The organism is Neisseria sp. 23W00296, assembly GCF_044772855.1.
Classification (GTDB): Bacteria; Pseudomonadota; Gammaproteobacteria; order Burkholderiales; family Neisseriaceae; genus Neisseria.
This window is the reverse complement of record NZ_CP173024.1, coordinates 427464-449465: the sequence shown is the minus strand read 5'-3', so window position 1 is coordinate 449465 and position 22002 is coordinate 427464. Positions and strand designations below refer to the sequence as shown.

General features: G+C 57.6%; 24 protein-coding genes and 2 pseudogenes. 20 read left to right on the top strand and 6 right to left on the bottom strand.

Going from position 1 to position 22002, the window contains the following annotated elements; all coding sequences use genetic code 11:
* Positions 1 to 3: 3 nt before the first annotated feature.
* The 8 genes from ACG2K1_RS02425 (at position 4) to ACG2K1_RS02390 (ending at position 10897) form a co-directional block, all read left to right on the top strand.
* On the top strand, positions 4 to 567 hold the full coding sequence (locus ACG2K1_RS02425) for a hypothetical protein (protein ID WP_395428218.1): 564 nt from the start codon (positions 4 to 6) through the stop codon (positions 565 to 567).
* Entirely contained in the window at positions 567 to 1091 is a 525-nt protein-coding gene (locus ACG2K1_RS02420) for a S26 family signal peptidase (protein WP_395428219.1), read from the top strand. Before ACG2K1_RS02425 ends, ACG2K1_RS02420 begins: the two co-directional genes overlap by 1 nt.
* 124 nt (positions 1092 to 1215) lie before the next feature.
* Complete coding sequence (locus tag ACG2K1_RS02415) at positions 1216 to 2154, top strand: TrbC family F-type conjugative pilus assembly protein (protein ID WP_395428221.1); 939 nt, start codon at positions 1216 to 1218, stop codon at positions 2152 to 2154.
* 9 nt (positions 2155 to 2163) lie between these two features.
* A complete protein-coding gene (locus ACG2K1_RS02410) occupies positions 2164 to 3390 on the top strand; it encodes a TraU family protein (protein ID WP_395428223.1) in 1227 nt (408 codons plus the stop codon).
* An 18-nt stretch (positions 3391 to 3408) separates the two neighbouring features.
* The gene (locus tag ACG2K1_RS02405) at positions 3409 to 4401 is read left to right on the top strand and encodes a tetratricopeptide repeat protein (protein WP_395428225.1); all 993 of its coding nucleotides are present in this window, start codon (positions 3409 to 3411) and stop codon (positions 4399 to 4401) included.
* 15 nt (positions 4402 to 4416) lie between these two features.
* Positions 4417 to 5394 (top strand): conjugal transfer protein TraF, encoded by a 978-nt coding sequence (gene traF / locus ACG2K1_RS02400; RefSeq protein WP_395428227.1) that lies wholly within the window; start codon positions 4417 to 4419, stop codon positions 5392 to 5394.
* Between the two features lie 10 nt (positions 5395 to 5404).
* Complete coding sequence (locus tag ACG2K1_RS02395) at positions 5405 to 6964, top strand: conjugal transfer protein TraH (RefSeq protein ID WP_395428229.1); 1560 nt, start codon at positions 5405 to 5407, stop codon at positions 6962 to 6964.
* A 90-nt stretch (positions 6965 to 7054) separates the two neighbouring features.
* Positions 7055 to 10897, top strand: a complete 3843-nt coding sequence (locus ACG2K1_RS02390) for a conjugal transfer protein TraG N-terminal domain-containing protein (RefSeq protein WP_395428231.1) — start codon at positions 7055 to 7057, stop codon at positions 10895 to 10897.
* Positions 10898 to 10947: 50 nt separating this feature from the next.
* On the opposite strand, the gene ACG2K1_RS02385 is transcribed toward ACG2K1_RS02390, so the two are convergent.
* Together ACG2K1_RS02385 and ACG2K1_RS02380 are read right to left on the bottom strand one after the other, a co-directional pair.
* The gene (locus tag ACG2K1_RS02385; protein ID WP_395428233.1) at positions 10948 to 11400 is read right to left on the bottom strand and encodes a hypothetical protein; all 453 of its coding nucleotides are present in this window, start codon (positions 11398 to 11400) and stop codon (positions 10948 to 10950) included.
* Between the two features lie 9 nt (positions 11401 to 11409).
* Complete coding sequence (locus ACG2K1_RS02380; RefSeq protein ID WP_395428235.1) at positions 11410 to 11619, bottom strand: hypothetical protein; 210 nt, start codon at positions 11617 to 11619, stop codon at positions 11410 to 11412.
* Between the two features lie 42 nt (positions 11620 to 11661).
* Here ACG2K1_RS02380 and ACG2K1_RS02375 point away from each other — a divergent pair, with 42 nt between their 5' ends.
* The 3 genes from ACG2K1_RS02375 (at position 11662) to ACG2K1_RS02365 (ending at position 13755) form a co-directional block, all read left to right on the top strand.
* Positions 11662 to 12318, top strand: coding sequence for a lytic transglycosylase domain-containing protein (locus tag ACG2K1_RS02375; RefSeq protein WP_395428237.1), 657 nt, complete (start codon positions 11662 to 11664; stop codon positions 12316 to 12318).
* A 91-nt stretch (positions 12319 to 12409) separates the two neighbouring features.
* On the top strand, positions 12410 to 13363 hold the full coding sequence (locus tag ACG2K1_RS02370; RefSeq protein ID WP_395428239.1) for a tyrosine-type recombinase/integrase: 954 nt from the start codon (positions 12410 to 12412) through the stop codon (positions 13361 to 13363).
* Positions 13364 to 13371: 8 nt separating this feature from the next.
* Complete coding sequence (locus ACG2K1_RS02365) at positions 13372 to 13755, top strand: hypothetical protein (protein ID WP_395428241.1); 384 nt, start codon at positions 13372 to 13374, stop codon at positions 13753 to 13755.
* Positions 13756 to 13850: 95 nt separating this feature from the next.
* On the opposite strand, the gene ACG2K1_RS02360 is transcribed toward ACG2K1_RS02365, so the two are convergent.
* From ACG2K1_RS02360 to merR, 4 genes are all read right to left on the bottom strand, one after another.
* Positions 13851 to 14498: a recombinase family protein gene (locus ACG2K1_RS02360; RefSeq protein ID WP_395428243.1), complete on the bottom strand. Its 648-nt coding sequence runs from the start codon at positions 14496 to 14498 to the stop codon at positions 13851 to 13853.
* Positions 14486 to 14740, bottom strand: a complete 255-nt coding sequence (locus ACG2K1_RS02355; protein WP_395428245.1) for a hypothetical protein — start codon at positions 14738 to 14740, stop codon at positions 14486 to 14488. The genes ACG2K1_RS02360 and ACG2K1_RS02355 overlap by 13 nt, the downstream gene beginning before the upstream one ends.
* Before the next feature lie 454 nt (positions 14741 to 15194).
* Positions 15195 to 15416 (bottom strand): hypothetical protein, encoded by a 222-nt coding sequence (locus ACG2K1_RS02350; RefSeq protein ID WP_395428246.1) that lies wholly within the window; start codon positions 15414 to 15416, stop codon positions 15195 to 15197.
* Positions 15417 to 15683: 267 nt separating this feature from the next.
* Positions 15684 to 16118 carry an Hg(II)-responsive transcriptional regulator gene (gene merR, locus ACG2K1_RS02345; protein WP_000429836.1) on the bottom strand — a complete coding sequence of 145 codons (435 nt, stop codon included), beginning with the start codon at positions 16116 to 16118 and terminating at the stop codon, positions 15684 to 15686.
* A gap of 71 nt (positions 16119 to 16189) precedes the next feature.
* On the opposite strand from merR, the gene ACG2K1_RS02340 reads away from it, so the two are divergent.
* The 9 genes and pseudogenes from ACG2K1_RS02340 to ACG2K1_RS02300 all read left to right on the top strand — a co-directional run bounded on the left by ACG2K1_RS02340 (position 16190) and on the right by ACG2K1_RS02300 (position 21977).
* The gene (locus ACG2K1_RS02340) at positions 16190 to 16540 is read left to right on the top strand and encodes a mercuric transport protein MerT (protein ID WP_001294663.1); all 351 of its coding nucleotides are present in this window, start codon (positions 16190 to 16192) and stop codon (positions 16538 to 16540) included.
* Positions 16541 to 16553: 13 nt separating this feature from the next.
* The gene (gene merP, locus ACG2K1_RS02335) at positions 16554 to 16829 is read left to right on the top strand and encodes a mercury resistance system periplasmic binding protein MerP (protein ID WP_000732292.1); all 276 of its coding nucleotides are present in this window, start codon (positions 16554 to 16556) and stop codon (positions 16827 to 16829) included.
* 35 nt (positions 16830 to 16864) lie between these two features.
* The gene (gene merC / locus ACG2K1_RS02330; RefSeq protein WP_001340589.1) at positions 16865 to 17287 is read left to right on the top strand and encodes an organomercurial transporter MerC; all 423 of its coding nucleotides are present in this window, start codon (positions 16865 to 16867) and stop codon (positions 17285 to 17287) included.
* 51 nt (positions 17288 to 17338) lie between these two features.
* The gene (merA, locus tag ACG2K1_RS02325; protein WP_395428248.1) at positions 17339 to 19033 is read left to right on the top strand and encodes a mercury(II) reductase; all 1695 of its coding nucleotides are present in this window, start codon (positions 17339 to 17341) and stop codon (positions 19031 to 19033) included.
* A 17-nt stretch (positions 19034 to 19050) separates the two neighbouring features.
* Positions 19051 to 19413, top strand: coding sequence for a mercury resistance co-regulator MerD (gene merD, locus ACG2K1_RS02320; RefSeq protein WP_001277456.1), 363 nt, complete (start codon positions 19051 to 19053; stop codon positions 19411 to 19413).
* Positions 19410 to 19646: a broad-spectrum mercury transporter MerE gene (gene merE / locus ACG2K1_RS02315; protein WP_000993386.1), complete on the top strand. Its 237-nt coding sequence runs from the start codon at positions 19410 to 19412 to the stop codon at positions 19644 to 19646. The genes merD and merE overlap by 4 nt, the downstream gene beginning before the upstream one ends.
* Positions 19643 to 20290, top strand: a pseudogene (locus tag ACG2K1_RS02310) (EAL domain-containing protein); the annotation flags it as partial. The gene merE and the pseudogene ACG2K1_RS02310, both read left to right, overlap by 4 nt.
* Positions 20291 to 20424: 134 nt before the next feature.
* Positions 20425 to 21108: pseudogene (locus tag ACG2K1_RS02305) on the top strand (DNA-binding domain-containing protein); the annotation flags it as partial.
* Positions 21066 to 21977: a DMT family transporter gene (locus tag ACG2K1_RS02300; RefSeq protein ID WP_065897011.1), complete on the top strand. Its 912-nt coding sequence runs from the start codon at positions 21066 to 21068 to the stop codon at positions 21975 to 21977. The pseudogene ACG2K1_RS02305 and the gene ACG2K1_RS02300, both read left to right, overlap by 43 nt.
* The last annotated feature ends 25 nt before the right edge of the window (positions 21978 to 22002 follow it).

The window sequence follows — 22002 nt, the reverse complement described above, 5'->3', positions numbered from 1 at the left end:
GTCATGAGCGAATCCGAACAACACTCCGCAACCGTAAAACCTGCCGCGCCCACCGCCAATCCCCCGTCTGCTTCCGGCACAGGCAGCGGTTTTCTGACCGGCACCCTGTTGCTGCTGTCGCTGCTGATGGGCGGCTACAGCTTCTACCGCAGCCTGTATCCCACCCATGCAAACCGGATTACGGTGGTCGATTCCGACCGACTGGCCGCCGCCTATCTCCAAGAAGCGCTGGCCGACACCCGTGCAGGCGGCGATCCGGCAGCAGTACAGCAGCGTCTGCAAAGCCGCTTGGGCGGGTTGCAGGCCAAACTCGATGCGATGGCGGGCGAAGGACGGCTGATTGTACGCAAATCGGCAGTACTGACTTATCCTGAAAGCGCCGATGCCACGGTACAGGTGGCCGAAGAGCTGGGCATCCGCCTGACGCCGGACATTACAGCGGCGCAGCCGCTGCCGGCAGCCGGCGGCACCACATCCCTACTGCCTGCCGCAACGCAGCCTGAAAACCTTCCCGGCGCACTTCCGGCCGAACCGGCCGCATCCGCACTGGGCAGTTCGCTGGACTGATGAGCAGCAAAAAACCGTTACCGCCGCTGCGCACCCGCCTGCTGGTCATGCTCTCGGGCGCAGCTGTTACTGCAATGGCCTGGCAGGCACGCCCGCTGTTGCAGGAACGGTGGGCGCTGATGTACGAGAAAAAGCAGGCGGGCTGCCTGCCGTGGCAGTTTTACTGGTTTGACAAAAAACAGCCCAAGCCGCTACTGCAGCGCGGCGACCTGATTCTGTTTCCGGCACGCGGTATGGAGCCAGTGATCGCCGACAACCGCCCCATCGGCAAAACGGTGGCGGGGCTGCCCGGCGACGAAGTGCGCATTGAGCGGGGGCAGGTCTATATCAACGGCCATCTGCTGACCGATGTTTCCTACGGAGCAGCCAAATTGGACAAACCGATCGACTACTGGGACAAGACATACAGGTTGGGTAAGGATGAGATTTTTGTATTCGGCAGCGAAGTGCATTCCTGGGATTCCCGCTACTGGGGGCCGTATCCGGCTTCACTGGTTCGCGGCCGCTTGCGTCTGCTGTTTTAGCGCAACCGCAACAGCCGATGATTTTGACCTGCAACGCAGACTGGCCGGACAGCAGGCACGCGCCCGGGAACTGGCCGGAGAGATGGGGCTGGTTGCGGGCAGGCAGCCTGAAAATGCAGCCGGCATGTTTGGGGCAAACCGCCAAATGCTGCTGCCGCAGGGTCAGAATCCGATGGCTGCACAGCTGGCACAGGCCGACACCGTGGTGTTCGTTTCCCGCGCCATACCCGAGGCAGAACTGCTGAAACTGCTCGCACAAGGTGCAGGACGAAAAGGCACGGTGTTCCTGTATCGCGGTTGGGGCAGCGGCGGTGCGGACAGCGCGTTTGCCTATGCCGAAGCGCTGATGCGCAAGCTGCCGCCGGCTGCACGCCGTAATCCGCCGCAGATTATGGTGCTGCCCGCCGCTTTCCGCCGCTACCGGATTGCCTATGCTCCGGCGGTACTGCACCGCGACGGCGGCAAATGGTATCTGGTGCAGGGCGCAGGCACATTGGACGGGGCTGTCGCAGCGGTAAAAAGGCGTGAATTTAACCGCCGTCTGAGCCGCCAGTGGCGGGTATCCGAACCCGATCAGACCGAAATCATCAAAGCGGCGGCCGCGCGTTTCGACTGGAAAGGCGCAGCCAAACAGGCGGCGCAATCCGCCGCGCAGCAGCTCGAAGGCAGCACGGATCTGACTGCCGTACGGGAAGTTTCCAACCGCCTTTACACCCCTTATTCGCTGACCGGTTTCGACATCCGCGATCCGCAGAGCGGACGGGTGCTGTATCCGCGCGGCAGCCGCTTCAATGTACTGACACTTGACCCGCAGGGCAACCGCTCGCTGGTAGTGGTGGACGGGCGCGATGAACGGCAAGTGCGTTACGCACAGCGCATCGTACGCGAGCGGCCGCAGACAGTGGTGCTCTACACCCGTTTGGGCAGGCTGGCCGGAGCCGTACCGTCCGCTTTTCCGCTTAACCCGACCCTGGTCAAGCGGCTCGGGCTGCGCACCGTGCCCAGTTATCTGCAACAACAGGGAACAGCTTGGCGCATCGTTTCCGCCCCGCCTGCCGATTGAGGACAAAACATGAATGCTTCCCGCCATACCGTCGCAGCCCTGGCTGCCGCCCTGCTATTTTCAGGCAGCCTGAAAGCCGCCCCGTCCGTATCTTCACCATCCGGCGGATCGGGCGGCGCATCCGGCAGCAGTAAAGACAGCGGCCGCACCTGCTCCAATGCCGGCTACGACGCGCTGATGAATTTTAACTACGACTCGGCATTTCCGCTGCGCATTATGGGTAACGATACCGTGCAGGGCAGCGATGTGCCCGCCCCGCCAATGGCAACCACCCAGTCGACCTGCAAATGCGGCCAAGACCCGTATGCCCTATACGGCTATACGCGCGGCATGTGGCTGCCGACCCGCTTTGTCGAGGTGGTACGAGAAGCCTCCTGCTCGCCGGTGTACGGCGAATCGGTCAAACCGATGCTGCAACAGATGGCACAGATGTCGGGTCTGATGCAGGGGAAAACCACCCTGCAGCCGGCCGGAGAATCGTATAAACCACATGGGACTTCGTTCCGCCATTTTCACAGTTGGTCGTTTCCATTCAATCCCTACAACTGGGATCCGCGCTGCTTTTACAAAGGAAATAATCTGGAGACATCCGTATCCCAACCGGTATGGTCTGCCAAAGATCCCGTATATATGAACCTGCTGTATCCCGAGTGGGCCGGACTGAGCCGGATGATGAATCAACCTCTGGCTGATTTGACTGCACACAGTGCTTCCTGCATTGCCAACACCACCGGAATCGGCTGGGGACCGGTTGACGATACCGCCTACTGGCTGGGCGGCTGTATGGATAACAACCTGCCTGCCGCAGGTTCGATGTCGGCCGCCAAAAACAGCATTATCGGCACTTCCACCATTCTCAACCGCTCGCTGATGGTATCCAACCGCACCGGTGGCTACGCCTCCGTTTCGACGGTTGGAGACAAAGCATTGTGCATGCCGGTTCCGGTACCGTATCCGAGCAAATCCGAATTCAAGGCATCAATGCTGTTTCCCTATCCGGAATCGGATCAGGGGGCGCAGAATCAAGGAGATGCAGGTATCGATCAAGGTAGCCTATTCGGCCAGTTGAGCGGAGAGGTAGCCGATTTTGCCAATGTCGGCGGCAAAGGCGCACACCGGCTGGGTGCGAGCAATTTCGCCTGGGCAAACGGCAGAAGCGACCAGATTGCCAACGAAAACGATTCGGACGCGGTTTACCTGCTGTGGCGCTGGGTGGACTGCTGCGAATTCAACTGAGAAGCCAAAATGACGACGATGAAGAAATTGCTGCCGTTTTTCCTGCTGTTGGCTGTCGGCATGCCGGCAGCGGCAAACGACCAGGAGCGTGCCTTCGGCAAAGGCGGCCTGCACGGCGCACGCAGCGGCGGCACGCAGAACAGACAGCCCTCAAAACAACAGCTCTGGCAGAACGACCAAAACTATGCGCTGGCTTTGGCCAAGCGTGCGGAAAACGGCGATACCGCCGCCGTACTCGAACTGAAAAACGCTGCCAACGGCGGCAACCGCTGGGCGGCGGTGCAGTACGGCTATCTTGCCCATACCGGACGCCTACCCGGACTTGCCGGCAGAACGGATACCGTTACTGCCGCCAAAGCCTACCGTATTGCCCTGAAAGACGGCAGCGGCAATTATCTGGCCGCCTACAATCTCGGGCTGATGTACTACTACGGCAGCGGCATGAAAGCCAACGGCGCGGAAGCACTGCGCCTGTTTAAGACGGCTGCCGAGAATTACCGCAGCAAGGTGTCTTCACGCGTATTTTGGCCGGCGGAAGTCTATGCCGCGCAGATACTGGAGCGCGGTTACGGTGTGGCGAAAAATGAAGCGGCGGCAGCCGAATACTGGGAGCGCGCCGCCAAAGCCAACGTGCCGGAAGGGCTGTACGGTTACGGGATGTTCATTCTCAACGGGCGCGGAGGCCTGCAAAACCCCTACCGTGCCTATCCGCTGCTGCTGCAGGCAGCCAACCGCTGGCATACCGGTGCGATGGTGGCACTGGCACAGTATCAGGGAAGGGGCGACAGACTGCGCGATGCCGATCCGGCCGATGCGGCCAAATGGTGGATGCTGGCGGCCACTGCCGACAAACGCTACACCCGCCAGGCCGAAAAAGCGGTAGCTGCGCTGCCGGCCGCCAAGCAGCAGCAGGTGCGATCGCAGGTGCGATCGTGGCTAACCACCCACACCACCATTCCCAAAAGTTTCGACTGGAAAAAACCGGTCAACGACACCCTACCGCAGCGCTGAAAAGGAAAAACAAGTATGAAACGGATACCGTATCTGCGCACTGCACTCTGCCTGTCGGCCGCCTGTCTGCTGCTGGCCGGCGGCCAGGCATCGGCCGATGCCTACCGCAAGGCCAAACCGCAGGGCTGGCTGTGGTATGAGGATGATGCGCCCAAACCCGTAGCGAAACCCAAACCGCCGCCGCCGCCCCAAGCGCAAAGCATGCCTGCCGCACCCGCATCGGCTCCATCCGTTCAGGCTGCCCCCGAACCGTTTTCGGCGGCCTGGGTACGCGCCCAACTGCCGGTACTGCTTGATCGTGCGATTACCAATCCCACCGACGAGAACGTGCGGGCCTACAAATACATGTCACGGCTGATGGTGGACATGTCGATGAATTTCGCCGACGCCTCAGAGCGCGTGGTACGCAACGATCCGATGTTGGACGAATCGGTACGCTTCCCGCTTGCCTCGATGGCGCGGGCACAGGCCCTGTCGCAAATCTCCCAAGCGAAGGAAGGCATTATTCGCGACCTGTCCGGCAAGGCCGGGCTGTGGCTGTTTTTCGATTCCAAATGCCGCTTCTGCCACAGCCAGTATGCCGTGGTACAGATGCTGGCGAAAAAATACGGCTTGCAGGTGCGTTATATCAGCACCGACGGCGGCATTATCGGCGGTATGACTGCCGGTAATCTGCGCTTCGACCTGGGTGGCAGCCGTGCCCGCGCGCTAGGCATCAAGCTGACGCCGGCAGTAGTGCTGGCTGCCCCACCCGAGCAGATGGCGATTGTCGCCCACGGTGCGATGTCGCAATCGGAGCTGGAAGACAAAATCGTGCTGGCTGCTATCGATATGAAGTTGGCTTCCCCCGAACTGACTGATCTGGCCAAACTGCAAGATCGCGGCGTGCTGACTCCACAGGATATTGCCAAAGCCCGCCGCCAAATCCGCAACCCCGAAAACCCCGACGAGCTGGTCAAAATGCTCAACGGACTGATCCGCAACCGGATGTAAAGGAAAACGTATGAATACCCGACGCCAAACATTTTCAGGCAGCCTGAAAGCCCGCGTACTGCCCTGCGTGCTGGCTGCTTCTTTGTGGGCGGTACCTGCTGCCGCTTCTGCCGCCGGATCCGACATCGGCAAAGGCATGGATGCGATGTGGAACAGTACCGCACCCGCATCCGGCGGCGTAAACGGCAACTACGGCGGCACGCTCGGCGGGATGTCGCTGCGTACGCCGGTCCGCAGTTTCCATGTAATGGCATTCGATCCGCCGCGCTTTTCGGCCGGATGCGGCGGCATTGATGCCTATTTCGGCAGCTTCTCGATGATTTCCGAGAAGAATATGAAAGACCTGATCCGTGCCATTATTGCCAACGGCACCGGGTACGCGGCCAAGATTGCCCTAGACAACCTGTGCCCTCCCTGCCAAAACATTATGTCTGAATTGCAGGACTGGACAACTAAAATCAATAGTCAGGCAAAAAATACTTGTCAGTTGAGTGCGACAGCCATTGATTACGTTCGTGGACTTCGCAATCCCTCGGCGGCAGCCGACGACGGCAAAGCAACCGAAGAAGCGGTTTCCGCCGCCGCATCCGGTGCGGCCAAAGACTTTGCCGAAGCCAACGACAGCCGTAGCTACAAGGGCAAAAACGCCAACCGAGCAGACGATGCTGCCGACAAATCCACCGACTACGGCAACAACATGATGAACACCCTAGTTTCAACCGGCGTATTCGGCGGTAACGGCGCCCAACCGGCCGTCGATACCCGCCCCTACGGCGGTGACCAGGCATTTTTGGAAATGGCGATGAGTCTGTACGGCACACAGATTCTGCTGACCGGAGCCGATGCCTCTTCTTCCGCATCCGGCGGACAGTTTGTCAAAGGTTCCGAACAGAAAACCGACAAAGATCTGGCACCGATTTGGACCTTCCAAAACGTGGTCTACGGTGCCAAAACCGATACGCCGCTGACGCAGTACCGCTGCAAAGACTTCAATCCTGCCAAGGCCGACAGTTGCCAGCAGGTATCAACTGCCGATTCGACCTTTCCCGGAACCTACCGCTACATCCTGACCATGCTGATCGGCAAACAAACCGCCTACGGTGACAGTAACGAGATGGGCGATTCGGCTGCGGTGCAGGTTCAAGCCGGTTCGCTGATGTCCTATCTGGCCGACAACACCCAGGCGCTGACTGCCGAACAGAAAGCCTTTTTGGACCGTCTGCCCAGGGAAACCACCGAAGCACTGAGCCGTGCGGCCAAGGCCGGTCCGAAAACTGCCGTTCAGGCTGCCGATGCCGCTGCCCGGCTGTACGGCGAACAGATGGCGGCCGAACTGGTCATTGCAATGAACCGTACCGTTTCCATCGCTTATTCGGCCAATATCACCGGCAGCGGCAAGAAAATCGTCGCCATGTCGCCCGCGCAGAAACAGCAGCTGGCCAAACTGGAAGCCGAAGCCGCGCGCTATGGCGAAAGCAGCTACCGCGCGGCCGCCCAGCAGAATTTTGCCGCCGCCGTCGCCGGTGCGGTGGCACTGACCGGCAACAGCGGCGGCAACGAACGGCAGTAAGACAAAACGCACCGCCTAAAAAGAAGCCCCGCTTTGACATGCAGACAGCCTGAAAACAGTTTTCAGGCTGCCCGAACAGGAGAAGAAACCATGTCCGCCCCGCTCCGATTTTCCGATCTTTTCCGGCTGCCTGCAGCCCCCAAAAAACACCTGATGCGCCTGTGGCTGCCGTTACTGATGCTGGCCGCCGCCGCTGCCGCACACGCCGATGCACTGCCAGACAGCGTCGATACCGATGCCCCTTCGGAAATTATGACGCTGTGGGTGGTGGGCGATGTCGATGTGATTGCCAAAGGGCTGAATGCGGTGGCCATGTTCTTCAACGGCATGGGCAGCGGTTCGCCGCTGATCAGCCTGCTGGTACTGGGTTCGGTACTCGCCCTGTGCGCGATGCTGGGACAGTTTATTACCCGCCGCACCATGCAGCCGGGCAATAACTTCCTGATGATTGTGCTGGTGGCGGCTATGTTTATCCCGAAAACTCCCGTTTGGATCGCTTCCTACTACGATGCGGGCGGCGGCAGTAGCGGCGGTGCGGTCGGTGTGCGCAAAATCGACCATGTGCCGGTTGGTGTGGCCTATCCACTGGCACTGTTTTCCTATGTGTCCAAGAAATTAACCGGCATCTACGACACCGGTATGCAGGTGCTGCCCGATTCTTCGCTGTCCGGCCCGTCCACCGCAGCACCGCAGGGCGGCATCCTGACCCACGGTGCAGAAGGCTATTTCAGTCCGCTTAAAACCGTGCTGCGCCTGCGCAACCAGTTTTCCGGCCCGGACAATGTCCTGCTGCTGGCCAACCTGGCCAATGCTTCACGGGTGTGCAACTGGTCGGACCGTTGGGGCGACGCTGAAAAAGGCGGCATCTTCAACGTACTGGCACGCGGCCACCAGAGCGGTGTAACCAATATTGCGCTGCCCGGCGAAAAAGAAGGCGCACCGCCGGTTATCGGCAGGGTCGGCTGCGACCAAGCGGGCAAAATCATCTCGCTGATGATGCTCAAACAGGTGGCCAACTTGCCGGGCAAGGATTACTCGCCCACTGCGGTGGCCGCATCCAACAGCCGCAACCTTTCCGGCGTTAAAGGCAGTACCACCGATTTGGCGCAGCGCTATAAGTCAGTCCAAGAGGAATTGGACCAACTGCCCTCGGCGATGGCACTGGCAGCGGGCGGCAACGCTTCGCGCAGCACAGCGGCAATGGGTGTGAACGATCCCGACATCCTGCTGAAAATGGTACGCAGCGAAATCGAAAGGGGCGAGATGCAGCCGACGGCACTGGCACAGGCATTTACGGCGTACAACGCGGTCAATGCCGCCGAAATCGAAGCCAATATGGTGTTCTCGCACATCGTGCAGCAGTGCCTGGGCGGCAGCGACACCACCTGTGCGCGGCAGGCGTATATGATGACCGAAGCCCGCAACCGGGCGGCGGTGGATGCCGCCGGCGAAGCCTCGCTCTACCAAAACTTTATGGGACACAGCATGAACATCCTGATGTTCATCTACATCGTGATGTCGCCGATCATCATCTTTGTGGTGCTGGTTATGGGTTGGGGCGGTATCCGGGTTCTGAGCAGCTATCTGCTGTTTGCCGCCTGGGTCAATTCCTGGTTACCACTCAACAGTGCGATTGCTTACTACATGCTGCAAAGCTACAACAACCGGATGCGCGAGCTGATTATGACTATCTCTGCATCGGACAACCCTTTGCAGGTGTATTCACCCTCCGTCATCCAAGGCATCTTTGACGGTACACAAGATATGCTTGCCTCGGCCTCCACCATGATGGCTTCGACGCCGTTGATCATGCTGTCACTGCTATCCGGTTCGGTTTACGGGCTGGTACAACTGGCACAGCGGGCGAATATGGTGGGCAAAGACTATGTAGACGAAACCAAAGCCACCCCACCGCTCGATCAGTCGGAAGTTATCGGCATGAGCCGCATGATTGCCAACAGTTCGGCTGCCGGACCGCTGACTACGGCCGGATTTGAGATGCATCGTGTTTCCGATGCCAACGCAAACCACCATGCCGAAATTAACCTGCAGGCCGACCGCAGCTATGTCGATACCGCGATGCAGGCAGAGGCAGCAAAAATACAGATGCTGCAAGGGGCGGCCGATGGAACGACATTGGCGAAAATCGGTCAAGACGGCATTGTTACCCAAAGCGGGATACTGTATGTCAAGAATAACAATGGGGAAAGTAGTGTCCGCTTTGCCAATGCAGGAGAGCTCGTGGTTCGGACAGGAGAAAACTTTGTTGTGGGTGCAAAAGGTGGCGCAGGCGGTTCGGCAGGCGTTGCCAATGGTGCGGTAAGCGTAGGGGCCAACGGAACCGTCAGTAGTGATGTCTCCTATACAGACAGTAATGGTGAGACCCACGCATACAGTCAAGGAAAAAATGTTGGCAGTACCAAAGGTATTCAAACGGCTTACGGCACAATGGACAGCCAACAATTGAGCCACTCCATTACGCAACAGTTGAGTGATGCTCGCGAACGTTCATACAGCTTAAGCCAGGCCAGCAGTGAATCCCTCAGTAACGGATTCAGTACCAGGCTGGATCAGAGAGCATTCTCCGCACTGCTGTCCGCGAATCCTTACGACGCGCACCACCAGTTGGAAAGCGGTGCCAATGCCGCTGCCCAATATGACCAAGGTGCGGCCGCCAAATTGCATGACGCGTCGGGCAATGCGGCATCTTATTTCTCTACTTTGGCGAACCTTGCTTCTTCGCCCAACGCTGGAGAGCGTTCCGCCGCTTATGCCGCCATCCATGGTTTAGCCAAAGAAAATCCGGCCGGCCATGCCCAAGCCTATGCGCAAATGGCGGATGGTGCTTTGGCTGTCGAACAGCACAGGCACGATATGCCGCATGCCAACCGCTCGGCCATCGACCAAGCCATATCAACCGATAATCTTTCCAAGAGTGCCTTTGCCAATCCGATCGATCACAGCAATCTGCGCAACGATTTGTTCGGGCTTAACCAATCCGCTTACGGTGACCCTGGTCATGCGGCCAGCAGTTTGAAAGACATGTCACCGGAAGACGAGCGGAAACTTATGACGCACAACTATAACGAATTTAAAAAGATGGTGGATTTCAATAACCAGGTTATCGAGAAATACAACCTGCGCAGCGTGGCCGAAAAAGCAGGCGATTATGCTTTAGTCGATGCGTTCAAGACTTGGGATATGGCAGGCGAACAATGGGAAGAGGGGAAGTATGGAGAAGCAGTATTGGGCTACACCCTTGGTGCGACCGATATTGCCACACTCGGCGGCGGTAAAACCCTGCGCAGGGCATTGGGCAAAGAGGAAAGGAGCAGTACCGGTTTGTCCGAAGGGCTTGATCCACAGATGAACGACGACATTAAGCAGATGGAAAAAAACCTGCAGCGGATGAAAACATTCAACCCGAATGATATGAGCCGTACTATTGACGGTACGCCGATTGAGAAAGTGATCGGACACAAACTGCAAAGCGAATCACATCCCGCATCGAATAATGGCCAGCCCAGTGCACCTAAGGCATCTGCTGCTGCAAATTATGCGCTGACGCATGCCCATGCTACAAGTCATGGGCAGTGTGCCGAATATGTGAATAACGGCTTACAAGCACAAGGCATACCGATATACGGACATGGTAAAGATGTTGCAAATAATTTATTACGGTTTGGCTGGAAAAAAGTTCCCTATGATCAGAACTATGTACCCCGTGACGGAGATGTACTGTCATTTGCTGCACATGGTAAAACAAAAGACGGAGGTGGAATTCATGGTCATGCTGCCATTTGGTCGCAAAAAGCCAATGGTGGAAAGGGGGCATGGGTATCCGACTTTGTGCAAAACAGTATCTATCCGGGCAGACACTATCACGGCATGACACCGACAATTGTGCGTATGCCAAACAATCCTAAAAAATAATTGCAACAAAGGCTGTGCCTGACAGCACAGCCTTTTTAAGCATAAACAAGCTAACGGCATTGCTTTAAACTGTTCTTATAACTCACTCCTCGATAAAACACGTCATCAACCTGACAAAATTTTTTCGAGCAGCTGACAGCCAGATCCACTTGTTCTTTTTCCCCTGCGTTAAAGAATTCAGCCCTAATCCGGCCATTGTGAAGTGCGGTAACTTTTACTGGGTGCTTAAAAAAGTCAGGCTCAATACCAGCATTCCCAGGAATAATTTCAGAAAATGCTTCGCAATCCAAACCAAGACTGCCCGGGCGCGAATTAATCCAATCGCGCCGCTTTTCCAGAAACTGAATTTCTTTGCTGAAACGCACATTTCCAAGCTCCCTACTGCCAATCGGAACACTGTAGATTTGGGTCACAAAGTCCACTTTGTCCTTTACGGAATCCGCAGCAGCAGGAACAGCCAGGCAGAGTAATGCGCCAATCAGCAGAATGCGGTGGGTTTTCACGATCATCTCCTAATTAAGGATATGGATTAACAATGTCAATGACAGCACGAAAATAACAAACCGCCTTAATCCTTTATTCCGTTTCAGCACCTGAATAACATCTTCGCCATTGTTGGCAGCATAGTCAAAACTATGCCAAAGATTAGTGACTTCATGCTGAAACATAGGATTGGTATCGCGGTTCATTTGTTCGATAAATTCACTGGTATGCCTATCCATTTGCCCACTCCTTTATCCATACACTCTTCGGAAAAAACCAAGATGGCCAAACTTCCATCCTGCATCTGTTTGCTGTTGCTGGCAGCCTTCCCTTTTCAGGCTGCTTCGGCCGACCATGTCAGCGACTGTCTGAAAGGCCGCTCCCAATCGGCTGCCTGCCGGACAATGGTGGCAAACTACTGGACGCACCATCAAACCATCGAACGGATCGCACGACAGGAAGGGGTAGAGCCGGCCTTGCTTAAAGCACTGATCGCCTATGAAAGCCATTACAACCACAGGGCAGTTTCGCCCAAACAGGCTGCCGGACTGACCCAGGTTATGCCGGGGACGGCACGGGGACTGAATATCAACCCGTCCAATCTGTTTGTCCCCGAAATATCTATCCGTACGGGTGCGCGCTATCTGCGCAAAATGTACGGGCAGTTTGGCCGAACGGATTTGGCTTTGGCCGCCTACAATGCCGGTCCCGGCCGTGTGGTTAAAGCGGGTTACCGTGTGCCGCAGATTGCTGAAACCCGGAACTATGTAAATAAGGTTTCAGCGCTGTTTCGGGAATTTAAGAGCCGGGAAAAAGAACCCCACGCGGTATCTTCGGGTAAAACTGTTGCGGTTTCGGCCACGCCCAAATCCCGTATTAAGGCATCCGTTCCAAACCGTTCCGACCCTTACCAGTCCTACACTTCCAATCTGAACTGATTCCGTAGCCGCTGACAGCAAAAACGGCTGCTTTTAGACTGCATAGCGGCGGTGTCGCCGCCTTTCTTTAATTTTTCATAAGGAAAGCATTATGTTAAAGTCTAACATCTCAGAACAGCTGCATCAACATATCAACGGTTTTTTAGACAACTGCCGTTCCCGTTGCTTTTCGGAGGGAACCATTGAGGGCTACCGCAGCAATCTTCGCCAGTTTGCGTCGCTGCTTGATGGTTATGCGGCCAAACATAAAATTGCGGATTTTCAGGCTGCCTGTACTGAAATCGTGATGATGGAAACGATCACTATGAAACAGGCGGACAATCCTGAATTGAAAGCGACCACTATCCGCCGTTATATTTGTGCCTGGCGCAGCTTTATCGGTTACCTAGTCAACATCGGCATACTGGATTTGTCTTACGACCGTTTCCGCTTCGGGCTGCCACGACTGCCGGAGACGCTGCCCAAATCAGTAGATATGTCGCTGCTGGACAAACTGCTCGACAATCCGCCACCCTTACCGAAGCAGCCGCATTGGATGTATCTGCGCAACCTGTGCATTTTCGAACTGATGGCCTATTCGGGATTACGTATTTCCGAAACCAGCAATCTGCTGATGACCGATATTTATTTTTCCAACCGCCAGATACGGGTAACGGGCAAAGGACAGCGCACCCGCCTGGTACCGATAACCGATGTGGTATCCAAGCGCATCCGCAGCTATTTGAAAGAGCGTTCGGCATCGGCGGTCAATGTCCAGACCAACCATTTGTTCATCGGACGGGGCGGGAAGAAGTTACGCCCGTGCAGCATTCGGCTGTCTCTGCGCAAAACGGTGAAAGCCTGCTTCGGCGAAGACGTATACATTACACCGCACAGGCTCAGGCATTCATGTGCCACCCACTTTGTTCTGAAAACCCACAACCTACGCTTTGTGCAGATTCTGCTCGGCCATAAAAGTATCGCCACCACGCAGATCTACACCCATTTGGACAACGGTTTTGTCCAGGAAATGTTTCACCAACACCACGGCCGTCAGGCCGGATAAGGAGATCCATGATGAAACGACTGCTTTTTGTTCTTTTGCCTGCGGTTCTTTTGGCAGCCTGTTCGACCAATCCCGACGGCAGCGTCAATTGGTCGGACAACCCGCTGAACAAGGTGGCCACCAAGGTCGATAAGGGTGTTCAGAAACTGAACCGCAATACCGACAAAGTTATCGCAAAAACCGGCGGTGGAGACCGTTTCGGCAACCATTGCGTTACCTGCTATGACAAAGGTACATCGATTCAGCAGATGCTGGAATGGGGTTATATCCGTCGCAACCCGGATTATCCGAAGTACTCTTCCCAGCGGTATGTCTTTACTTCGCGCAACTGCGACAAGACACGCCAGTCTCTGTGTTTCCGCCCCAATAAGGATATTGCCGAACGGCCGTAGGCAGTAAACATCCGCATATTTTGTTTTCAGGCTGCCTGAATGATTGGGCAGCCTGAAATTTATGGCCTACTACTGCGACAGTTTTAGCAAAAGCACTATGCCTTTGATACGGTGTATTTTCCGTCTGCAACCAGTTTGCAGATGCGTTTGACCGTCGCTTCGCTGCATCCCAGAATTTTAGCTGTACGGCTGATCGACAGGCCTTGTCTGCGACAGCTGACGATATCGTCAACCCGTTTCTGGCTGACCCTGCGGCCAAACTGTTTTCCTTCGGATTTTGCCCGGCTGATGCCTGCTGCCTGACGGCTTCGCCGCATCTCGTAATCATCGCTGGCCGATTTCAAAAGGATTTTCAGCAGCAGGTCTTGGATGGATTTGAATACAATCGATTCCATACTATCCTCTGCTGCCCTGATGGCCGGCAAATCCAATACTTCCGGCAGCAGCAGGCGCGCGCCCCGGCTGTTGATTTGGGCAATCAGCGCCTCGGCTTCGGCCAGCGGCAGTCTGCTCAACCTGTCCATGCTCTCGGCAATCACGATTTCGCCGGGCTGCAGGTCTCTGATCATTTCCAAAAGCTGCGGCCGGTCGGCATGGCGGCCGCTGGCTTTCTCGGCATAAATCTTGGCCACATAGAAGCCGCGCGATTCGGCCCACTTTTTCAATCCGAGCTGGCGGGACAGATCCTGCTCTTCCGTCGAGACCCGGCAGTAGATACGGGCGATTTTGTTTATTTCGGACATTTCGGATTTTGTCCCCAAGTAATATCGGCATACCGCTTATAGAGTTTGGCACGCTCGGAGCAATGGAAAGAAATCATTTCGGCATCATCCGAGCTATTAATCAATCCATCCACACCTAAGAGCAAATACCGTATTTCCCAAAAATCCCGTGGCGGATTTATTTTCCCGGCGAACCAAACCCCGAAGACAAAAGCAATCACAATAGCGTTAGCGATAAGCAGATTTTTAAATGATTTGCGCATTCGGAAATTTTCTCCAACGTCTAGTTTTTACTACCTGTTGAAAAGTCTTTCACTAGAAGCACTGCTGCATTACAAGTAATAAGTGTACTCCACACTACAAAAGCATATCCCATAAGTCTTTGGAAAAGTAATTCCTTTTGGGAGTACAGGTAAGTCAGAGTAGGTATCTGCACTGTCCCAATAGCAATTACCAAAATTAGGTAATAGGTACTGCTTCTGTTTTTTTCATCAAGTTGTCTTTTTGCGTTTAACAGCAAGAAGAAGTGAGCCAGTAATATGACCAACAGGGCAAAAAATTCTGCAAATGGCCGGAATAACTCTAGGATTATATCCATTGTAAATGTGTCTTAAAAAAGTATGCTTTATAAGCCAGTATGGAAAGCAGGATTACAAAAGTTGCTAAATTGGCTTAAATGAGCCTAGCTTAACAGGTTGACATAAATAAGCTGATTTATTATTTCTCATCATTATGGTGCTGCTCATAAAACTCGATCAGATGAATCAGTGCCGCTTTTTTAGTCATGCCTCTTGTTTCAAGCCGTCTAAAAACGTCCGCATGCTTTTTTTCCAACAGGGCAAAAAGTCTCAACCCGCCTTCATCCAAAACACGCTGAACCCGTTTTTCTGAACTTTGCCGTCTCAGTTTTTTACTGTGTTCGGTATTTGAGTTACCCATAATGCCTTTTCCGTGTTTGTGATAAACACGCGATTCTACACTGCAAAAGCAAAAATAAAACGTCAGCGGTTATGGGTAACCATATCAGTTTTCCATGCGATCCAGTTCGGCAGCAATTAGGGCTCCGGCGCGAATCAGATTATTGCGCCGATCTTCCGGCCTCCATGATTTCGGATCAAACGGCCAGTCAAACGGCAGAGGCGGGTTGTCACCGAAATCAGCAGCGGCCAAGTAGGGGGCACCTCAGAAAACGGAAAATAAAGCACGCTAAGGCATAGCTGACCTTGCCAGGCCTGCTTCGCCCTGTAGTGACGCGATCAACGGGCAGGAAACATTCCCCTTTCGTGCATGGCAGGCGCACACGAGTTCAGACAGCACGGTTTCCATGCGCGCCAAGTCGGCCATCTTCTCGCGCACGTCCTTGAGCTTGTGTTCGGCCAGGCTGCTGGCCTCCTCGCAGTGGGTGCCATCGTCGAGCCGCAACAGCTCGGCAATCTCGTCCAGACTGAACCCCAGCCGCTGTGCCGATTTCACGAATTTCACCCGAACCACGTCCGCCTCCCCATAGCGGCGGATGCTGCCGTAAGGCTTGTCCGGTTCCCGCAACAGGCCCTTGCGCTGATAGAAGCGGATTGTCTCCACGTTGACCCCGGCCGCCTTGGCAAAAACGCCAATGGTCAGGTTTTCCAAATTATTTTCCATATCGCTTGACTCCGTACATGAGTACGGAAGTAAGGTTACGCTATCCAATCCAAATTCAAAAGGGCCAACGTATGTCTGAACCACAAAACGGGCGCGGTGCGCTCTTCGCCGGCGGGCTGGCCGCCATTCTTGCATCGACCTGCTGCCTGGGGCCGCTAGTACTGGTCGCCCTGGGCTTCTCCGGTGCTTGGATCGGCAACCTGACGGTGCTGGAACCCTATCGACCGTTGTTCATCGGCGCGGCGCTAGTGGCGCTGTTCTTCGCCTGGAAGCGGATTTACCGGCCCGTGCAGGCATGCAAGCCAGGTGAGGTCTGCGCGATTCCGCAGGTGCGCGCCACCTACAAGCTGATTTTCTGGATCGTGGCCGTGCTGGTCCTGGTCGCGCTTGGATTTCCCTATGTCGTTCCATTTTTCTATTAACCAGGAGTTCATCATGAAGAAACTGTTTGCCTCCCTTGCCCTCGCCGCCGCTGTTGCCCCGGTGTGGGCCGCTACCCAGACCGTCACGCTAGCGGTTCCCGGCATGACTTGCGCCGCCTGCCCGATCACAGTCAAGAAAGCGCTCTCCAAGGTCGAAGGCGTGAGCAAGGTCGATGTGGGCTTCGAGAAGCGCGAGGCCGTCGTCACTTTTGACGACACCAAGGCCAGCGTACAGAAGCTGACCAAGGCCACCGCAGACGCCGGCTATCCGTCCAGCGTCAAGCAGTGAGCCAGCAAGCCAACGACAACAGCGAGAGCCGCTTCATGGGACTGATGACACGCATTGCCGATAAAACCGGCGCGCTCGGCAGCGTCGTTTCCGCGATGGGCTGCGCCGCCTGCTTTCCAGCCCTCGCCAGCTTCGGCGCGGCCATCGGGCTGGGCTTCTTGAGCCAGTACGAGGGACTGTTCATCAGCCGCCTGCTGCCGCTGTTTGCCGCGCTGGCCTTCCTGGCGAACGCGCTGGGTTGGTTCAGTCATCGGCAATGGCTGCGCAGTCTGCTCGGCATGATCGGCCCGGCCATCGTGTTTGCGGCCACGGTCTGGCTGCTCGGCAACTGGTGGACGGCGAACCTGATGTACGTCGGCCTGGCCTTGATGATTGGGGTGTCGATCTGGGACTTCGTGTCGCCGGCGCATCGCCGTTGCGGACCGGACGGCTGCGAACTCCCCGCCAAGCGCTTGTGAAAGACGGCTGACCGTGCGACACGGCGGCCCACACGAATAAGGAACGATGGTATGAGCACTCTCAAAATCACCGGCATGACTTGCGACTCGTGCGCAGTGCATGTCAAGGACGCCCTGGAGAAAGTGCCCGGCGTGCAATCAGCGGATGTCTCCTACGCCAAGGGCAGCGCCAAGCTCGCCATTGAGGTCGGCACGTCACCCGACGCGCTGACGGCCGCTGTAGCTGGACTCGGTTATCGGGCCACGCTGGCCGATGCCCCCTCAGTTTCGACGCCGGGCGGATTGCTCGACAAGATGCGCGATCTGCTGGGCAGAAACGACAAGACGGGTAGCAGCGGCGCATTGCATATCGCCGTCATCGGCAGCGGCGGGGCCGCGATGGCAGCGGCGCTGAAGGCCGTCGAGCAAGGCGCACGTGTCACGCTGATCGAGCGCGGCACCATCGGCGGCACCTGCGTCAATGTCGGTTGTGTGCCGTCCAAGATCATGATCCGCGCCGCCCATATCGCCCATCTGCGCCGGGAAAGCCCGTTCGATGGCGGCATCGCCGCTACCACGCCGACCATCCAGCGCACGGCGCTGCTGGCCCAGCAGCAGGCCCGCGTCGATGAACTGCGCCACGCCAAGTACGAAGGCATCTTGGAGGGCAATCCGGCGATCACTGTGCTGCACGGCTCCGCCCGCTTTAAGGACAATCGCAACCTGATCGTGCAACTCAACGACGGCGGCGAGCGCGTGGTGGCATTCGACCGCTGCCTGATCGCCACCGGCGCGAGCCCGGCCGTGCCGCCGATTCCCGGCCTGAAAGACACTCCGTACTGGACTTCCACTGAAGCGCTGGTCAGCGAGACGATTCCTAAGCGCCTGGCCGTGATTGGCTCATCAGTGGTGGCGCTGGAGCTGGCGCAGGCGTTCGCCCGACTCGGAGCGAAGGTGACGATCCTGGCTCGCAGCACGCTGTTCTTCCGCGAAGACCCAGCTATAGGCGAAGCCGTCACGGCCGCATTCCGCATGGAGGGCATCGAGGTGAGGGAACACACCCAGGCCAGCCAGGTCGCGTATATCAATGGTGAAGGGGACGGCGAATTCGTGCTCACCACGGCGCACGGCGAACTGCGCGCCGACAAGCTGCTGGTCGCCACCGGCCGCGCGCCCAACACACGCAAGCTGGCACTGGATGCGACGGGCGTCACGCTCACCCCGCAAGGCGCTATCGTCATCGACCCCGGCATGCGTACAAGCGTGGAACACATCTACGCCGCAGGCGACTGCACCGACCAGCCGCAGTTCGTCTATGTGGCGGCAGCGGCCGGCACTCGCGCCGCGATCAACATGACCGGCGGTGACGCGGCCCTGAACCTGACCGCGATGCCGGCCGTGGTGTTCACCGACCCGCAAGTGGCGACCGTAGGCTACAGCGAGGCGGAAGCGCACCATGACAGCATCAAAACTGATAGTCGCACGCTAACGCTGGACAACGTGCCGCGCGCGCTCGCCAACTTCGACACGCGCGGCTTCATCAAACTGGTGGTTGAAGAAGGCAGCGGACGACTGATCGGCGTGCAGGCAGTGGCCCCGGAAGCGGGCGAACTGATCCAGACGGCCGCACTGGCGATTCGCAACCGGATGACGGTGCAGGAACTGGCCGACCAGTTGTTCCCCTACCTGACGATGGTCGAAGGGTTGAAGCTCGCGGCGCAGACCTTCAACAAGGATGTGAAGCAGCTTTCCTGCTGCGCCGGGTGAGGACAAGGAGGTGTGCGATGAGCGCCTACACGGTATCGCAACTGGCCCATAACGCTGGGGTGAGCGTACATATCGTGCGCGACTACCTGGTGCGCGGCTTGTTACGGCCGGTGGCCTGCACCACGGGCGGCTACGGCGTGTTCGACGATGCGGCCTTGCAACGGCTGTGCTTCGTGCGCGCGGCCTTCGAGGCGGGTATCGGCCTGGATGCCCTGGCGCGGCTGTGCCGTGCGCTCGACGCAGCGGACGGCGCACAAGCCGCAGCGCAGCTTGCCGTGCTGCGCCAGTTGGTCGAGCGGCGGCGCGCGGCGTTGGCCCATCTGGACGCGCAACTGGCCTCCATGCCAGCCGAGCGGGCGCACGAGGAGGCATTGCCGTGAACGCCCCTGACAAACTGCCGCCCGAGACGCGCCAACCCGTTTCCGGCTACCTGTGGGGTGCGCTGGCCGTGTTGACCTGCCCCTGCCATCTGCCGATTCTCGCCGCCGTGCTGGCCGGGACGACCGCCGGTGCCTTCCTTGGCGAGCATTGGGGTGTTGCCGCGCTCGCGCTGACCGGCTTGTTCGTTCTGGCCGTAACGCGGCTGCTGCGCGCCTTCCGGGGCGGATCATGACGAGTTCGCAGCCCGCCGGATGGACGGCGGCCGAGTTGGCGCAGGCGGCGGCGCGCGGACAGCTTGACCTGCATTACCAGCCGCTGGTCGATCTGCGCGATCACCGGATCGCTGGCGCGGAAGCGTTGATGCGCTGGCGGCATCCGAGGCTTGGCCTGTTGCCGCCCGGCCAGTTCCTGCCGCTGGCCGAGTCGTTCGGCCTGATGCCGGAAATAGGCGCGTGGGTGCTGGGCGAGGCCTGTCGCCAGATGCACAAGTGGCAAGGACCGGCATGGCAACCGTTCCGTCTTGCCATCAATGTGTCCGCCAGCCAGGTTGGGCCAACGTTCGACGACGAGGTAAAGCGGGTGCTGGCCGATATGGCCCTGCCCGCCGAGCTTCTGGAGATCGAACTGACCGAATCGGTCGCATTCGGCAATCCAGCCCTGTTCGCCAGTTTCGACGCCTTGCGCGCCATCGGCGTGCGCTTCGCCGCCGACGACTTCGGCACCGGCTATTCCTGCCTGCAACATCTGAAATGCTGCCCCATCACCACATTGAAAATCGACCAATCCTTTGTCGCCAGGCTCCCGGATGATGCCCGTGACCAAACTATCGTGCGGGCGGTGATCCAGCTCGCGCACGGGCTGGGCATGGATGTCATTTTCAGAAGACGACTGCACCAGTTGATTGGGCGTAATGGCTGTTGTGCAGCCAGCTCCTGACAGTTCAATATCAGAAGTGATCTGCACCAATCTCGACTATGCTCAATACTCGTGTGCACCAAAGCGAGGTGAGCATGGCGACGGACACCCCACGGATTCCAGAACAAGGCGTGGCCACTCTGCCTGATGAGGCTTGGGAGCGTGCGCGCCGTCGTGCGGAGATCATCAGTCCGTTGGCGCAGTCGGAGACGGTCGGGCACGAAGCGGCCGATATGGCGGCTCAGGCGCTGGGCTTGTCTCGGCGCCAGGTATACGTTCTGATCCGGCGTGCCCGGCAAGGCAGCGGCCTCGTGACGGATCTGGTGCCCGGCCAGTCCGGTGGAGGTAAAGGTAAGGGGCGCTTGCCGGAACCGGTCGAGCGCGTCATCCACGAGCTACTGCAAAAGCGGTTCCTGACCAAGCAGAAGCGCAGCCTAGCGGCCTTTCACCGCGAAGTCACTCAGGTGTGCAAGGCTCAAAAACTGCGAGTGCCGGCGCGCAATACCGTGGCCTTACGGATCGCTAGCCTTGACCCGCGCAAGGTCATCCGCCGGCGGGAAGGCCAGGATGCCGCTCGTGACCTACAAGGTGTGGGCGGCGAGCCTCCTGCCGTGACCGCGCCGCTGGAGCAGGTGCAGATAGACCATACGGTCATCGACCTGATCGTGGTCGATGACCGCGACCGGCAACCTATTGGCCGCCCGTACCTGACCCTCGCCATCGACGTGTTCACCCGCTGCGTGCTCGGCATGGTCGTCACGCTGGAAGCGCCGTCTGCCCCGATTTATTGTTCACAGCGATAGCACCTGCCATTTGGGGCAGCACCTACATTGTCACCACCCAATACCTGCCGAACTTCTCACCGATGACGGTCGCGATGCTGCGGGCGTTGCCGGCGGGTTTATTGCTCGTGATGATCGTCCGACAGATTCCAACGGGAATCTGGTGGATGCGCATCTTCATCCTCGGCGCACTTAATATTTCGCTATTCTGGAGCTTGTTGTTTATTTCGGTCTACCGCCTGCCGGGCGGGGTCGCGGCGACGGTAGGCGCTGTGCAGCCGCTGATGGTCGTGTTCATCTCTGCCGCTCTGCTAGGTAGCCCGATACGATTGATGGCGGTCCTGGGGGCTATTTGCGGAACTGCGGGCGTGGCGCTGTTGGTGTTGACACCAAACGCAGCGCTAGATCCTGTCGGCGTCGCAGCGGGCCTGGCGGGGGCGGTTTCCATGGCGTTCGGAACCGTGCTGACCCGCAAGTGGCAACCTCCCGTGCCTCTGCTCACCTTTACCGCCTGGCAACTGGCGGCCGGAGGACTTCTGCTCGTTCCAGTAGCTTTAGTGTTTGATCCGCCAATCCCGATGCCTACAGGAACCAATGTTCTCGGCCTGGCGTGGCTCGGCCTGATCGGAGCGGGTTTAACCTACTTCCTTTGGTTCCGGGGGATCTCGCGACTCGAACCTACAGTTGTTTCCTTACTGGGCTTTCTCAGCCCGGGGACCGCCGTGTTGCTAGGATGGTTGTTCTTGGATCAGACGCTGAGTGCGCTTCAAATCATCGGCGTCCTGCTCGTGATCGGGAGTATCTGGCTGGGCCAACGTTCCAACCGCACTCCTAGGGCGCGTATAGCTTGCCGGAAGTCGCCTTGACCCGCATGGCATAGGCCTATCGTTT

What these genes read in the sequence shown, in the direction of transcription:
- ACG2K1_RS02425 (WP_395428218.1), top strand. Translation starts at nt 4, where the DNA reads ATGAGCGAATCCGAACAACACTCCGCAACCGTAAAACCTGCCGCGCCC.
- ACG2K1_RS02420 (WP_395428219.1), top strand. Translation starts at nt 567, where the DNA reads ATGAGCAGCAAAAAACCGTTACCGCCGCTGCGCACCCGCCTGCTGGTC.
- ACG2K1_RS02415 (WP_395428221.1), top strand. Translation starts at nt 1,216, where the DNA reads ATGTTTGGGGCAAACCGCCAAATGCTGCTGCCGCAGGGTCAGAATCCG.
- ACG2K1_RS02410 (WP_395428223.1), top strand. Translation starts at nt 2,164, where the DNA reads ATGAATGCTTCCCGCCATACCGTCGCAGCCCTGGCTGCCGCCCTGCTA.
- ACG2K1_RS02405 (WP_395428225.1), top strand. Translation starts at nt 3,409, where the DNA reads ATGAAGAAATTGCTGCCGTTTTTCCTGCTGTTGGCTGTCGGCATGCCG.
- traF (WP_395428227.1), top strand. Translation starts at nt 4,417, where the DNA reads ATGAAACGGATACCGTATCTGCGCACTGCACTCTGCCTGTCGGCCGCC.
- ACG2K1_RS02395 (WP_395428229.1), top strand. Translation starts at nt 5,405, where the DNA reads ATGAATACCCGACGCCAAACATTTTCAGGCAGCCTGAAAGCCCGCGTA.
- ACG2K1_RS02390 (WP_395428231.1), top strand. Translation starts at nt 7,055, where the DNA reads ATGTCCGCCCCGCTCCGATTTTCCGATCTTTTCCGGCTGCCTGCAGCC.
- ACG2K1_RS02380 (WP_395428235.1), bottom strand. Translation starts at nt 11,619, where the DNA reads ATGGATAGGCATACCAGTGAATTTATCGAACAAATGAACCGCGATACC.
- ACG2K1_RS02375 (WP_395428237.1), top strand. Translation starts at nt 11,662, where the DNA reads ATGGCCAAACTTCCATCCTGCATCTGTTTGCTGTTGCTGGCAGCCTTC.
- ACG2K1_RS02370 (WP_395428239.1), top strand. Translation starts at nt 12,410, where the DNA reads ATGTTAAAGTCTAACATCTCAGAACAGCTGCATCAACATATCAACGGT.
- ACG2K1_RS02365 (WP_395428241.1), top strand. Translation starts at nt 13,372, where the DNA reads ATGATGAAACGACTGCTTTTTGTTCTTTTGCCTGCGGTTCTTTTGGCA.
- ACG2K1_RS02360 (WP_395428243.1), bottom strand. Translation starts at nt 14,498, where the DNA reads ATGTCCGAAATAAACAAAATCGCCCGTATCTACTGCCGGGTCTCGACG.
- ACG2K1_RS02355 (WP_395428245.1), bottom strand. Translation starts at nt 14,740, where the DNA reads ATGCGCAAATCATTTAAAAATCTGCTTATCGCTAACGCTATTGTGATT.
- ACG2K1_RS02350 (WP_395428246.1), bottom strand. Translation starts at nt 15,416, where the DNA reads ATGGGTAACTCAAATACCGAACACAGTAAAAAACTGAGACGGCAAAGT.
- merR (WP_000429836.1), bottom strand. Translation starts at nt 16,118, where the DNA reads ATGGAAAATAATTTGGAAAACCTGACCATTGGCGTTTTTGCCAAGGCG.
- ACG2K1_RS02340 (WP_001294663.1), top strand. Translation starts at nt 16,190, where the DNA reads ATGTCTGAACCACAAAACGGGCGCGGTGCGCTCTTCGCCGGCGGGCTG.
- merP (WP_000732292.1), top strand. Translation starts at nt 16,554, where the DNA reads ATGAAGAAACTGTTTGCCTCCCTTGCCCTCGCCGCCGCTGTTGCCCCG.
- merC (WP_001340589.1), top strand. Translation starts at nt 16,865, where the DNA reads ATGGGACTGATGACACGCATTGCCGATAAAACCGGCGCGCTCGGCAGC.
- merA (WP_395428248.1), top strand. Translation starts at nt 17,339, where the DNA reads ATGAGCACTCTCAAAATCACCGGCATGACTTGCGACTCGTGCGCAGTG.
- merD (WP_001277456.1), top strand. Translation starts at nt 19,051, where the DNA reads ATGAGCGCCTACACGGTATCGCAACTGGCCCATAACGCTGGGGTGAGC.